Origin of the sequence: Clostridium gasigenes (assembly GCF_900104115.1) — a bacterium.
Lineage (GTDB): Bacteria > Bacillota > Clostridia > Clostridiales > Clostridiaceae > Clostridium > Clostridium gasigenes.
Window position 1 is genome coordinate 76,354 of record NZ_FNJM01000002.1, and the last position, 13,124, is coordinate 89,477.

18 protein-coding genes and 1 pseudogene are annotated in these 13,124 nt (G+C 27.9%); 2 read left to right on the plus strand and 17 right to left on the minus strand.

Going from position 1 to position 13,124, the window contains the following annotated elements:
• Nucleotides 1-101 precede the first annotated feature (101 nt).
• The 5 genes from BLS77_RS05380 to BLS77_RS05400 form a co-directional block, all read right to left on the minus strand.
• Nucleotides 102-578: an ASCH domain-containing protein gene (locus BLS77_RS05380; protein ID WP_089966687.1), complete on the minus strand. Its 477-nt coding sequence runs from the start codon at nt 576-578 to the stop codon at nt 102-104.
• Nucleotides 579-731: 153 nt separating this feature from the next.
• On the minus strand, nt 732-1,295 hold the full coding sequence (locus tag BLS77_RS05385; RefSeq protein ID WP_089966690.1) for a GNAT family N-acetyltransferase: 564 nt from the start codon (nt 1,293-1,295) through the stop codon (nt 732-734).
• 49 nt (nt 1,296-1,344) lie between these two features.
• Complete coding sequence (locus BLS77_RS05390; RefSeq protein WP_089966692.1) at nt 1,345-1,821, minus strand: GNAT family N-acetyltransferase; 477 nt, start codon at nt 1,819-1,821, stop codon at nt 1,345-1,347.
• Nucleotides 1,822-1,860: 39 nt separating this feature from the next.
• Nucleotides 1,861-2,607, minus strand: a complete 747-nt coding sequence (locus BLS77_RS05395) for a class I SAM-dependent methyltransferase (RefSeq protein ID WP_089966695.1) — start codon at nt 2,605-2,607, stop codon at nt 1,861-1,863.
• A gap of 24 nt (nt 2,608-2,631) precedes the next feature.
• A complete protein-coding gene (locus tag BLS77_RS05400) occupies nt 2,632-3,051 on the minus strand; it encodes a DUF5412 family protein (protein ID WP_089966698.1) in 420 nt (139 codons plus the stop codon).
• A 397-nt stretch (nt 3,052-3,448) separates the two neighbouring features.
• Between BLS77_RS05400 and BLS77_RS05405 the strand changes: the two genes are divergently transcribed.
• Nucleotides 3,449-3,955, plus strand: coding sequence for a DUF2798 domain-containing protein (locus BLS77_RS05405; protein WP_089966700.1), 507 nt, complete (start codon nt 3,449-3,451; stop codon nt 3,953-3,955).
• Between the two features lie 113 nt (nt 3,956-4,068).
• Here BLS77_RS05405 and BLS77_RS05410 read toward each other — a convergent pair whose 3' ends face one another.
• The 9 genes and pseudogenes from BLS77_RS05410 to BLS77_RS19800 all read right to left on the minus strand — a co-directional run bounded on the left by BLS77_RS05410 (nt 4,069) and on the right by BLS77_RS19800 (nt 9,014).
• Entirely contained in the window at nt 4,069-5,376 is a 1,308-nt protein-coding gene (locus BLS77_RS05410; protein WP_089966703.1) for an FtsW/RodA/SpoVE family cell cycle protein, read from the minus strand.
• On the minus strand, nt 5,364-5,708 hold the full coding sequence (locus BLS77_RS05415; protein WP_089966706.1) for a PadR family transcriptional regulator: 345 nt from the start codon (nt 5,706-5,708) through the stop codon (nt 5,364-5,366). The genes BLS77_RS05410 and BLS77_RS05415 overlap by 13 nt, the downstream gene beginning before the upstream one ends.
• 334 nt (nt 5,709-6,042) lie before the next feature.
• Nucleotides 6,043-6,348 carry a ribosomal protein L7/L12 gene (locus tag BLS77_RS20520; RefSeq protein WP_175490809.1) on the minus strand — a complete coding sequence of 102 codons (306 nt, stop codon included), beginning with the start codon at nt 6,346-6,348 and terminating at the stop codon, nt 6,043-6,045.
• A pseudogene (locus BLS77_RS20260) lies at nt 6,334-6,705 on the minus strand (ribosomal protein L7/L12); the annotation flags it as partial. The gene BLS77_RS20520 and the pseudogene BLS77_RS20260, both read right to left, overlap by 15 nt.
• 100 nt (nt 6,706-6,805) lie before the next feature.
• Nucleotides 6,806-6,988 (minus strand): hypothetical protein, encoded by a 183-nt coding sequence (locus tag BLS77_RS05425; protein ID WP_089966708.1) that lies wholly within the window; start codon nt 6,986-6,988, stop codon nt 6,806-6,808.
• A gap of 74 nt (nt 6,989-7,062) precedes the next feature.
• Complete coding sequence (locus BLS77_RS05430; RefSeq protein ID WP_089966711.1) at nt 7,063-8,004, minus strand: GNAT family N-acetyltransferase; 942 nt, start codon at nt 8,002-8,004, stop codon at nt 7,063-7,065.
• Nucleotides 8,005-8,052: 48 nt separating this feature from the next.
• Nucleotides 8,053-8,238 (minus strand): hypothetical protein, encoded by a 186-nt coding sequence (locus tag BLS77_RS19795; RefSeq protein WP_089966715.1) that lies wholly within the window; start codon nt 8,236-8,238, stop codon nt 8,053-8,055.
• 5 nt (nt 8,239-8,243) lie between these two features.
• Entirely contained in the window at nt 8,244-8,792 is a 549-nt protein-coding gene (locus BLS77_RS05440) for a nucleotidyltransferase family protein (protein ID WP_089966717.1), read from the minus strand.
• A 48-nt stretch (nt 8,793-8,840) separates the two neighbouring features.
• Nucleotides 8,841-9,014 (minus strand): hypothetical protein, encoded by a 174-nt coding sequence (locus BLS77_RS19800; RefSeq protein WP_175490785.1) that lies wholly within the window; start codon nt 9,012-9,014, stop codon nt 8,841-8,843.
• A 280-nt stretch (nt 9,015-9,294) separates the two neighbouring features.
• Here BLS77_RS19800 and BLS77_RS19805 point away from each other — a divergent pair, with 280 nt between their 5' ends.
• The gene (locus tag BLS77_RS19805) at nt 9,295-9,924 is read left to right on the plus strand and encodes a hypothetical protein (protein WP_089966720.1); all 630 of its coding nucleotides are present in this window, start codon (nt 9,295-9,297) and stop codon (nt 9,922-9,924) included.
• Nucleotides 9,925-10,029: 105 nt separating this feature from the next.
• On the opposite strand, the gene BLS77_RS05450 is transcribed toward BLS77_RS19805, so the two are convergent.
• The 3 genes from BLS77_RS05450 to BLS77_RS05460 form a co-directional block, all read right to left on the minus strand.
• A complete protein-coding gene (locus BLS77_RS05450; protein ID WP_089966723.1) occupies nt 10,030-10,725 on the minus strand; it encodes a hypothetical protein in 696 nt (231 codons plus the stop codon).
• Nucleotides 10,726-10,842: 117 nt separating this feature from the next.
• Complete coding sequence (gene rpsD, locus BLS77_RS05455) at nt 10,843-11,439, minus strand: 30S ribosomal protein S4 (protein WP_089966725.1); 597 nt, start codon at nt 11,437-11,439, stop codon at nt 10,843-10,845.
• A gap of 319 nt (nt 11,440-11,758) precedes the next feature.
• On the minus strand, nt 11,759-13,054 hold the full coding sequence (locus tag BLS77_RS05460; RefSeq protein WP_089966728.1) for a M18 family aminopeptidase: 1,296 nt from the start codon (nt 13,052-13,054) through the stop codon (nt 11,759-11,761).
• Nucleotides 13,055-13,124: the final 70 nt, after the last annotated feature.

Sequence of the window (13,124 nt, forward strand, 5' to 3'; positions counted from 1 at the left end):
TATTGTGCATAACATGTTAATAATTTTGTTTATAATTCGTTATATAAAAATGTTATGTATCAACAATACCATTACCTACTAGCTTTATTTTTGTATAATATCTATACTTGATATACTACTTCAAAATCTTCAAAAACCACTGGCATATCCTCACTAAACTCATACCCTAGCTGTTTCCCCTCTTCCTTGAAAAAATGAACATGTCCCTCAACCCAAGATTCCAATGTATCATCCTCACCCTCACGCTTACAAATATCATAAGTAATATCTGAAAATGGAATAATTGTTATCTCAGTAGTTTCAATAACACATCGTGGTACACCTTCCCAATCAGTTACAATACTTAAATCACCAACCTTAGGTATACGCTCTCCTTCAATTTCATAGTTCAATAAACTACTTGCTGTAGCCCTCTTTTGCCCAATTAACACCAAACGTAATAGTTCATTGGCCCATTTTTCAGTTAATTCAAAATGGAATACCTCTAAATACTTTATTGTTTCATTTCTCTTCGTTTCCCTCAAAAATGTTTCCCAAAACATATCAATCTTTTCTTGTGGATATTTTTCATTTTCCATTACTACTACCTCCATCAAGTTTTATACTAGTTTTTTGTATTATATAAGTAATCTTTACTAAAAATAATCTTACAATTACTACTTTGCTTTATACTTTTTAATTTATCTAATTGCTATCTTAATCGTTTATTTTTATCCTTAAGTTATTCCATCTCAACTAACTGAATAATTAATTCCTAAATCAAAATAATCATCCTTTATAATGCCATAATAATATACATTAACAAATTTATTATTAATGTATGCAAAACTTCTTAAAAGCCCCTCTTGTATAAATCCTGACTTTTCTAAAACTCTTTTCGATGCTTCGTTTCCCGATCCTACTAAAGCTTCTATTCTTTCAACTTTTTCTATTTCAAATAGATATTTTATAAGTGCTTTAGTTATTTCTGTTGTGTAATTATTGCCCCAATATTTAGGAAGTAAGTTATAACCTAACACAACTCTATTATTATCTTTATTAAATGAAAGAATACCAGCTTCCCCTATATATTCGCCAGTAGATTTTAAAAACAACCCTTGAAAGTCACATTTATTTTCAGAGTAATTTTTCAATATTCTACTAAGTGCAATCTCTGCATCTTCTATTTTAGCTGTAGCAACTTTAGTTGAAAATTTCCAAACTAAAGGTTCAGATTTAAGACTACAAATATTCTGTAGATCCTCTTCATTATAATTTTTTAAAATTAATCTTTCAGTTTCTATTTGAATATTCACTTATATCCCCCAAACAATATAAATCTTCTATAGATTTTAATTATAATTTCTATCTAAATTTTTCTAATCTAAAATTCCCTTCATCATCTAATTCTGTTATTCCATCTTTATAATCATATCCCATTTTTTTATAAAATTCACAACCAGTAATTGATGCTGGAATCTCAATTCTCTTTGCTCTTAAAAAGTATTCATCAAGTTCTAATGTTTCTATTATTCTTCTTCCTATCCCTTTATTGTGCACTTCTGGTAGTACAAATATTGTTAAAAGTATACTTTCATCTTCTTTTCCCCAAAAACTTGAAATTGAACCACAACCAACAATTTTATTATCTATACAAGCAACATACATATGTGCATAACCTGCTATTACTAATACTTTATCTTCATTATAAACTTCCGCTAGACTTTCCATTTCTTCTTTTGGATAATCCTTTGTTAAAACTTCTAAAAAATTTCTGCGCAGGATTTTTGATATTGTAGTTGCATCATTTTTATCAAATCTTCTTATTTCTAAATTCTCCATATGAGCCTCCTTATTATTTTCAATACCCTCACTACTTTATTACTTTTCTGCTAAAATAGTAAATTCTCCTGGAATATTTGTATTTTCAAAGTTAGGCTGTTCATCAAATTTCTTTAATATAAAGCAACTTTCAATAACTGAGTTTATAATTTCACTAATTGTATAAAATCTTAATAAACAGTCTGGAAAAGTTTCTTGTTCCTCTTTATTAAAGAACTTTTTATAGGCTACATCTCCGTTGTGTAATTCAGTGTCAAAATAACTTCCTTGTGCCCCTCCTCCGGTATCCACGCATTTTCTAAAAGGGTGAAAGTCACTTAAAATCATCTTACCACCTGGTTTTAATATAGCATAAAGAATTCTCATCAGCTTGGCTATATCATTAAAGTAATGTAATATTCCACCTTCTAAATAAAGAATGTCAAAATAATTATTATATCTAACTGTATCAATATTATATAAATCACAAACTATATAATTAATACTAGTGTTTGCACACTCTGCAAGTTCCAAAGCATATTTCTTATTTTCATCTGAAATATCAAAAACAGTTACATTTGCTTCCATTAATGCAAGTGGAATAGCTTTTCTTCCATTAGATCCACAAAGATTAGCTATTTTCTTTTCACTTATGTCTTCAAAATACTTCTGATGATTTTTCAAACATTCTTTTGGATTTTTTAATATTTCTTCAGCCTTTTTATTAGGTTCCCCATCTCTTATATCCCAAAATTCATAAGCTCTATGCTCCCATGCAACTTTATTTAATTTACTTTGTTCACTCATTGCTATCCCCCTATAAATAATACCTTATTCTTCATCCTGAAAATAATATCTACCATTAGGCAAATCAATTTCATGACCATTTATCTTAATTGTATCCTCATCAACCCAAGTGATAATTGCTTTATTAACATGATAATCATTGTATATACTCTTCTTCTTTTTCTTACCATTTGTTGTTAAATATCCTCTTACCGCCCAATCAGTTGTCATTCCACCATTGATAAGATAAGCCTCTACCTTATATTTACCATCACTAGATTCTGATGATGTTATAAATTCTTCGCTTGGTTTAAACATATATCTTAATGTCTCTATAGAAATTACTAATCCACCTAAAATCACCACTAATATAATTAGTACTGATATAACCACTTTTTTAACTTTACTCATAATTGGTGAATTTATTTTCTTTACCTTCTTACCTTCAAATTTATTTGGATACATATTTATTTCTCCCATATTTTAAAGTTATTAAATAAAATATTTTTAACTTTTTTCTTAAATTAATTATACGCTATTTTGGATATATATTCCACAAACAATATCAATGTTCTATACTACTATTAAGAATATAATCAAAAATAAACTTCACTTAATATTTTCAAAATATGACCAAAAAGAACAATTTAAAATAAGTTATGTTGATACATATAAACGCTAACCTCACTAACTGTTATATAATGTGTACTTTAAATAAAATCTAAAAAAAATAAAATTAGGGTATTACACCACTAAAAATATTTATGCTATACTATGAAAGTCAATGCGTTGTACCGACGGTCATACCACTTGTCGTCTATACAGCGCATTTTTAAATTCAAGTAAAACCAAGGAGGATATTATGGAAAAATGTATGCCTAGAAATGAAAAAGAGGGCCTGATTTATGGGAGTGTTATATGTGGGTTGACTTGCATATTTATGGCAACTATGAATATTTGTATTAACATGGGTGGAGTGTCCGGAGAAGCTATAGTTACAGCATTAAAAGCATTTCCATTAGTTTTTATAATTGCAATGTTACTTGAAAAGTTTATTGTGGGGAAGATAGCTGATAAACTAGTGAATATTTTTAGCTTACCAACAGATAGTTTAAATGCTCATATTCTGTTTAGGACATTTTTTACTGTTATTGGTATGTCCATTATTATGACAACTGTGGGGGGGATTTTAGCAACTGGATTCAGCCTGGAAGTCATTAAAGAGTTTCCAATTTCCTGGCCACGCAACTTTTGTGTAGTTATATTTTTGGAACTACTTATTGTACAGCCTATCGCAAGAAATGTGATGATAAGAATGCATGAAAGCCAAGAAAAATATCAGGTCACGAATGAAACTAATTTAGATTAAAATTATTCAGCTTATAGGTTAAGTGCATTGATATAGAAATATTTTTGAGCAATTAACATGCTTCTATTACTACCAAACAAGACCAGCAAATTATTTGCCGGTCTTCATATTACTTAATCTGTTATATAAGGAGTATTCCTCCACTTATACACATTTGTTATTATACCAATTGTAAACATATTAATTATTAATCCAGTTCCGCTATAACTAATAAAAGGCATCCCTACAGCAAATGCTGGTGAAAGATTCAAGTTCATTAATATATTTAGTAAGAATTGTGCTGCAAACAATCCACAAAACCCACTTGCTATTAACTTTCCATATTTATTTTTAGTATTTACCCCAACAAATCCAATTCTTATTATAAATGCTAAAACTAGTGCTAGTAATATTATTCCAATAATCCAGCCAAAAGTATAGATTATATAAGTTAAAATATAATCTGAATTAGCTAATGGTAACATATCTTGAGCATAATTTCCGCCCTGTCCAAATAATCCTGCTGAACTTCTTAACGTAGCTATCTGATTACGCATCCATCCAGGGCCATCTGTATTATCTAATGGTCTAAGAAAAGAGAACATCCTATCTATTCTATATTGTGCCTGTAAAATATAAAGTACAAACGCTACCCCTAAAGCACCTGTATAAATTAATATATGTCTTAACCCAATACCAGAAACTGTTATTAACGTTATAACTGCTATTGTATAAATAATTGTATTAGTTAATGATTGAGTAAATATAAAAGTCATACATGGTAAAAACGCTAAGGCAAAGCCTATTAATACTCTCTTTATATTACTCCAATCATAGTTTTCAAAAATTCCGGCTAGTGAAAATATGAATAAGACTGGAGTAATACTAAAAATTTTAAAAATGTCAAAAGAAATAGATTCAAAACAGATCAATCCAAACCCATCATTTACAGCAGTAGCAATATATAATACCAATATTGAAATAATCATTGTTCCTACATATATATTTTTAGAATATTTTTTCAAACTTCTATAGTCTATTTTTAACATAACAAATACTCCTACGATACCAATAATTAAACAAATAGTAGTTCTAACCAGGGGGCTTTCCATTAATCCTGTAGAATCATTTTTCACCATAAATCCTAAAGTAAATATACTGAAAAGAATAAACACACTAGTCATTAATAATAAAATCCAATCTGGTGCTGCCTTATGAACTTTATTTAAGCTACTGCCCACAATATCAAAAGATCCCATTTGAAGAAGTGCGCAATTAATAGCTTCCTCTTCTGATTTTCCATCTGCTACAGCTTCTTCAATTATTTCTTCTATATGGCTTAATAATTCTTCTTTTATATTTTCATGTACTTTTTTATTTTTAACTAGCCCACAAACATTATTAACATATTCATCCACCATTTTATTATCTATTGATTGCATAACTCTCCCTCCCCTAAAACCTCATTAACTGTTGAGCTAAATAATTTCCACTCACTTTCTTTTTCTTTAAGTATGTTTGCCCCGGATTCTGTTATTTTGTAATATTTCCTTTTACGTTTACCTTCACCACAATCCCAATAAGATTCTATAAAATTTTCATTTTCAAGTCCATGAAGTATTGGATAAAGTGTACCTTCCTTAAAAGAAAATATCCCTTTAGATCTAACTTCAATCTCTTTAATCATCTCATACCCATACATTTCTTTACGATTTAGTAAGCTTAATATTAATATTGTAGTGCTTCCTTTTAATAATTCTTTATTAATCTTCATAAATTCACTCCCTTACATAGATTTGATATACCTCGGTTATCTATGTATATAATATCAAAGTATTTTCTCACTGTAAAGATAATTTTTGTAAATATATCCAACCTTTCCATCTATTAATTTTTCTATTCTTTCACTCTTACTTCCCTTTGTGTTAGTTACATATCCAACTCTTACTTATAACTCTTTATATGCTCTAAGTATTACATCTAAAAATACTCTAACCAAATCTCATTTTAAAACAGAATAAACCTTATCATTTAGAATTAAATGATAAGGTTTATTCTAGGTTAACATTCATTAGTTTATAAAATATATTAATTTTATTTTTGTAAATTTAAATTTTTTCACTAAGTGAATCCACATAATCCTTTGCTTCTTTTAAACCAAGTCCAGTAACTATTCTATATTTTTTAATTGCTTTAATTTTTTTACCTTCTTTAATTAGATTTTTTAATTCAACATCAATATTTTCTACAACTGCATCAGATATTACAGTGTTATTAGATTTACTAAGTAAATCTACATAATCCTTCGCTTCTTTTAAACCAAGTCCAGTAACTATTCTATATCTTTTAATTGCTTTAATCTTTTTACCTTCTTCAATTAGGTTTTTTAATTCAACATCAATATTTTCTAGCATTGTATCAGATACTGCACTTTGCTCAAATTTATTAAGTGAATCCACGTAATCCTTCGCTTCTTTTAAACCAAGTCCAGTAACTATTCTATATTTTTTAATTGCTTTAATTTTTTCACCTTGTTCAATTAGGTTTTTTAATTCAATATTCATATTTTCTAACACTATATCAGATACTACAATTTTATTAGATTTATCTTTGCTTTTATACTGAATTATGCTTAAAACAAGATATAATACTCCTATAAACAGAAACATATATCCATTAAAAGACTTTTTTTCAATTGTTGACATTATACCTGCAAATGTAAAACAAACACCTGCAAATAAAAACATTTTCCATTTTTTTGATTCCAACACTAATTCCTCCTATATTAGAACTTTTATAAAAAATTATCTTAAAATAAGAATACTGGTCTGCTCTTTATCTGGAGATGCCTAAAATATAAATTTTAAGGCTTCATAGATCACCATTTATAAATCCATGTATAAACCCTTTGAAAAAGTCTTGAGCCATATAACCCAAACATATTAAAATTAAAACTACTCCTATAGAAATAAATATCTTATTATTTTTCTTATTTCCAATAACAATAAGCACAATTGATAATATCACTCCAATTAAAGTAATAATATCTCTCATATTTTTCACCGCCTTCTAAAATTGGATAATCAATAGATTACCTGCTTGTTTTTAAAATCCTAATGTTGCGACTTCTACATCTTATTAATTTCCGTTTTAAGGCTGCTCTTATATATATTAATAAGGTCACTTACAAGTATTCCATCAATTTTCATTCCCTCTATATTACAATTACAAATAGATAAATCCTGTAAATTTGAATCAACAATTCTGCTACTTCTTAATTCGCATCGTTCCATTATAAGTGGTGCTTTTTGTTCTTCAAATCCTAAATTAGTATCATGTATATAAGCATCTGCCAATGAAACATGACAAATTTCTATTTTATTCATATTAGAATCACCTAATACTGCATTACTCATATTTACATTAGTAAATCGTGTATTGGACAAATTAGAATTCTGATATATTCCACTTTCCAAATTCATATTAGTAAATCCGGAATCCCTCATGTTAACGTCATATATATCAACATTCTGCATATTACATTGGATAAAATTTTGGTTGCTAAAATCTTCATCTGAGTTAAATCTATTTATCTCTTTGATTGGTTCACTTATTGTCTTACAATAATATCTTTCATCTTCATCCTCTCCTATTTTCTCATACCCGTTTTTTTCATAAAATTTATGATTCCTGATACTTTTCTGAATTGTATCAAGTGTCCATAGCCTCACCATTGGATACATTCCTTCTATAAGAGTAATAACTTTCGACCCTATACCCTTATTCTGAAATGTTGGTTCTATGTAGAAACGGTCAACTCTTGCGTGTTCTCTTCCTGTATATGATATAAGTAAAACACCTGCAAGAATATCATCATACATTATTTTGTAATATTTTTTATCCCACATATGATATTTTTGCATATTAATAGAATCATAACCCGGTATAAAAGGTCGCTCATCATTATCATACCATCTATCAGTTTCATCTCTTTCAATTTCAACCATCATATTTCTTATTTGTTCTGCATCAGTTTCTAATGCAACTTGTAATCTTATTATTTCATTCATTCTGTCTCTCCCCCTAATTTCAAAATCATTCGTAGTACCTAACTTTAACTAATTACTATCAATTGATTGTTTTCTTTTTAAAAATATTACATCCATAAAAGAAGTACCAAATGCCAAGCCAAATGCAATAGACACATTTTTAGATAAATCTATTTTAGATGGTCTAAAAAAATAATCAGTACCATAACCTAAAGATCCCAATAAGATAAATGTAATTTCCATAATAAGGACCATTAAATTTATGAATTTAATAACCTTTTAATATTGCATCTTACTTCATTTGGCAGCTCTCCAGTTAATGCTCTGTCTAATAATTCTGGTTTCTTTATTCCATTTAACAACAAATAATCTTCTATCATCTTAACCTTTATTTCCCTATTAGGAATCAACTGATATATAAAATACCAATCTTCTAATGAAGTTAAGTGTATATCTATATCATGAATTTGGATAGTTTTCGAAATTGATTTTTCATCAAAAATATATTTATATATTCCTTCACTATGGTTAATACCCAAGCCCGACATAACATCAACTTCAAAACCATTTATAACATATTCATAAAAATATTCTGTGGAATAATTATCAGACTTTTCCCATAGCCTTTTTTCTCCCATGCTTTTTAGAATTTTATCTGCTTTTTCAATATTTTTTACATCTACTAAAATATCAATATCGTTAGGTTTATCAATAAATCCATAATGATTTAATAGCATAGAAGCCCCTAGCCCCCATAGAATACCGCCTTCATTAAGCTTTTCCCCTATATCCCTTAAAGTATCAAACATTCTCATGCTCCTCTCTAATTATCATAATATATCCACTACTAATTACTGTTATTCTTTGCCTTCTAATTTATTAAAAATAACATCTATCTTTTTATTCATCTCTTTATCTCTGTTAATAAATTTTTTAACACCTTGTATTCCTTTATATCCCACTATTGCAATTGCAACTAATAAAGCAAAATTAATAACTGTCCAACTAATAATAAAATAATTTAATTCCATATAAAATTCCTCCTATATTTTAAAATCTTCAATTATAATATAGCAATTATACCATATTATTCTATTTTTTTAAAACTGACTTAATCAAATTCCTTTCAACTATTTATAATTAATAGCAATCATTATTTATCTGAATTATTCCTATTCCTGTTATTATACAAATTATATATTAATGAAAAAGTTGCATTATAAATCGCTTAAGTATAGTATAATTACTATGCTTAAGATATTTATATATATTTATAAACATAATCATGCGATGAAATTTGGAGGTTTTAAAATGAAAAAAAGATTAATATTACTTATTATTATAACTACGGTATCTCTTTCAGTAGTTGTGAGTTGTTCAAAAGCTAAGGATACTAGTGAGGATACTACTACTAATTCTGAAACCCAAGAGAAGGATGCTTCAGCGAAAGAAACTCCTACAGAAACTGCTGAGGTTGTAGAACCTACAGAGCCTACTGAAACACCTACAACTCCTACTGAAGTTGTGGAACCAGTAGAACCTTCAGCAACTACTGATGAGGCTATTGCCACTACTAAAGATCCTGTTAAAGATCTATTTACTAGTGCTATAAACAAACTTTATAATACTGATTATAGTACTCAAAAAAACAAGGATTTAGCTAAAGAATTTGCTCAGAAAAATTTCTCAGAAAAAGGTGCTGAAAATATTACTAAAAATATAAATGAATATAATTCAAGCTTTACTTCTTCTGAATTATTAATAACAAACGTAAAAGAAATTCAATCTGAAAATGCTAATTATCCAAAAGCATATGAAATTATATATAATGTTGTAATAACTTCTGGAAAACCATCATCTTATTCTGACTTAATAGGTATAGTTCTAGAAGACAGCAATGGAAAATTATTTATTGATTCATTAAGCGAAAATAATTTCTAAATTTACCAATTAGATTCTATATAATAAAAATCCCTAAATAAGTTATTGAACTTATTTAGGGATTTTTATTTAGGAATAGTAAAATAAATAACTAATTAAAGATTCTTAAAACAGATTTACTATTTTACTATTTAATAAATGTATGATTTTTTTATTTATCAAAGGTTTTTCTAGTATGTTATTGCATGTATATTCAAGGTCTCCTAAACTCATTTCTATTTCCGACTGTACAAATTCCTCAAAATCCCAGCCTATAGTTTTTTTGATAAAGCTATAAATATCTTTACCCTGGTTGAAAAATTTAATGAATGCCTTGCTTTTTGGCTCTTCATTCCAATATTCATTAAAATCCACAACAAATTTATTTATGCCTAAAAGAATCTCTTCATTACTTTTATTCCATAAATACTCTAAATAGTAATAATAAGATTCCATTTTTGTACTTCTGATACAATTACCATTATATTTATTTATTTCATTAACTACTATGCTAAAGTTGGAAATAGGAGTTAAAAATTCATTCTCTTTTTTATCAAATAAATTAAAATAGACAGTTGGAATGAATACATACTGTAAAAATCCCAAAAAACTATTTACATCAGGATATACAACCCAACCCATTTTTAAAATATCCTTTTCTAAATTAAAAATACCGGTGTATACTATAATAGATTTATCAGTTATATTATTATCTTCAAAATAACCTTGCCATAAATTATTATCATTTATTATTTTATTTTCCCAATATAAATATTCTCCATAGCATTTTTTTATTTTATTTCCTTCTATTTCTTTATTCATGATGACCATCTCCTTAATACCATATGTTTTATAAATTTTATCCGTATATATCAAAGGGGACATTCATCCCCTCTAATAAAAATACATTTATATAAGAGACGTCATTTTTAATATATGTTAAAGCTTTGAATAGTATTCAACAACTAAAACATCATTTATTTCTATTGGAATCTCTTCTCTTTCAGGATATCTTACTAATTTACCTGAAAAATCATTTTCACTTTTTTCTAAATAAGAATAGCTATTTAAGATGTTTGAAAGAAAATTTTCTTTAAATAGTTCATTTTTTTGTGATTTTTCTCTTAAGGAAACTACTTTCCCTATGTTTACATTATAAGATGGTATATTAACTTTGCTCCCATTAACTAATATGTGTCCATGGACTACCATTTGTCTTGCTTGCCTTATTGATGATGCAAACCCTAATCTATAAACTATATTGTCTAATCTACACTCTAATTTCTTTATTAAAGCATATCCTGCCTTTTCATTTGAGTTTAATGCTTTTTTAGCATAGTTCTTAAATTGTTTTTCCATTACTCCATAATAAGCTCTTAACCTTTGCTTTTCTAATAGTTGCTTACCATAATCTGAAAGCTTTTTATCTGCTCTACATTGCCCATTTCCAAAACGTTTCATTGCCTTTGGATTTCCTGTAACATTTAGTCCTAGCCTTCTACACTGTTTAAATCTAGGACCCATCATTTTTGCCATAAATATCATCTCCTAATAAGATTTGCCGCAATAATTTATGCCCTAAATTTATAGTAACATATTTTCTTATACTTGTAAATGATAATGATTATCATAATTATCATTGTTTTTAAATTAATATATTTTATTATACGAATTTGCCAAATAGGAAAAAAGAAACAATATACATGTAGATAATAACTAAATAGTTAAGGTATCTCCAAATAAAAAAATCCCTAAATAAGACTAAAACTTATTTAGGGATTTCTATTTGTTTTATGATGCCTTATATAAGTCATCATAAAATGTAAAATATTACACCCCAGGGGTGCATTAAATATTAAACATTGTAGAATTCTGTGAATGCTTTTATAGTATAAGTATTATCTTTAACTGCTGCAAGTTCTCTTATTGAGTGCATTCCAAGTACTGGCGCTCCCATATCAATAACTGGTATTGTAAGGTTTGCAGCTGTTACTGGACCTATTGTTGTTCCACCTCTAACATCTGATCTATTAACAAATTTTTGGAATGGAACTCCTGCTTTTTTGCATACTTCTGTAAATATTGCAGCATTGAAACTATCTGTACTATAGCTTCCAGCAGCTGCTATTTTAAGAACAGGACCACCTTCTAATACTGGTTTATTTGTTAAATCATGCTTTTCTGGTAAGTTTGGATGAACTGCATGAGCTAAATCTGCTGATATCATCACTGAGTTTGATAATGTTCTGTAGAAATCTTCTTTATCTTTTCCAAGAGCTAAAGTTATTCTTTCTAAAGTATGAATTAATAGGTTTGAACTAGCCCCTTGAGCTGTTAAGTTACCTATTTCTTCGTTATCTATACAAACCATAACCTTAGTTGCTTTATTTGATTTACTATCAACTAAAGCTTTAGTTCCTGCATAAACCATCCACATATCATCAAGTCTTGCTGAAGAAATTAATTCTTCGTTCATTCCTATTAAACAGCCTTTTTCATATTCATAAAGCGCTAAATCGAATCCTAAAATTTCTTCTGAGTTTACATTTAGTTCTTCTGCTATTAACTTAAGTAGATGTCCATCTTTTTCAAATTTTTCATTAATTAAACCTAATAAAGGAAGTGTATCTTTTTGCTTGTTTATAGCATATCCTTCATTAACTTCTCTATTCATATGAATTGCAAGGTTTGGAATTATCATTAAAGGTTTATTTATGTTAACAAGTTTCACTTCTGGTTTCAAAACTGAAGCTCCTTTTAATGTAACCTTTCCTGCTATACTAAGTGGTCTATCATACCAAGTGTTTAGTATTGGTCCACCATATCCTTCTGTATTTAATTTTAAATATTTACCTTCTGTTGTCATTTCTGGGTTCGGTTTAATTCTAAACCCTGGAGTATCTGTATGTGCTCCTATAAGTCTGAATCCATCTTCTACTACATCTCCGTTCCCTACAACAAATGCTATAATTGCTGAATCATTTTTCACAGTGTAATATTTACCATCTTTTTTCAAATTCCATTTATCCGCTTCCTTAACTTCACTAAATCCATTTGCATCAAGAAGCTGACGAACCTTAACAACCCCATGATAAGCTGATGGACTTTCATATATAAAATCCAATAATTCTAAAGCTGATTTTTTCTCCATTTTATATTCCTCCTAATGTTCTTTTATCCATATATATATATTGACTATTACTTATAACTTGTTATATTAA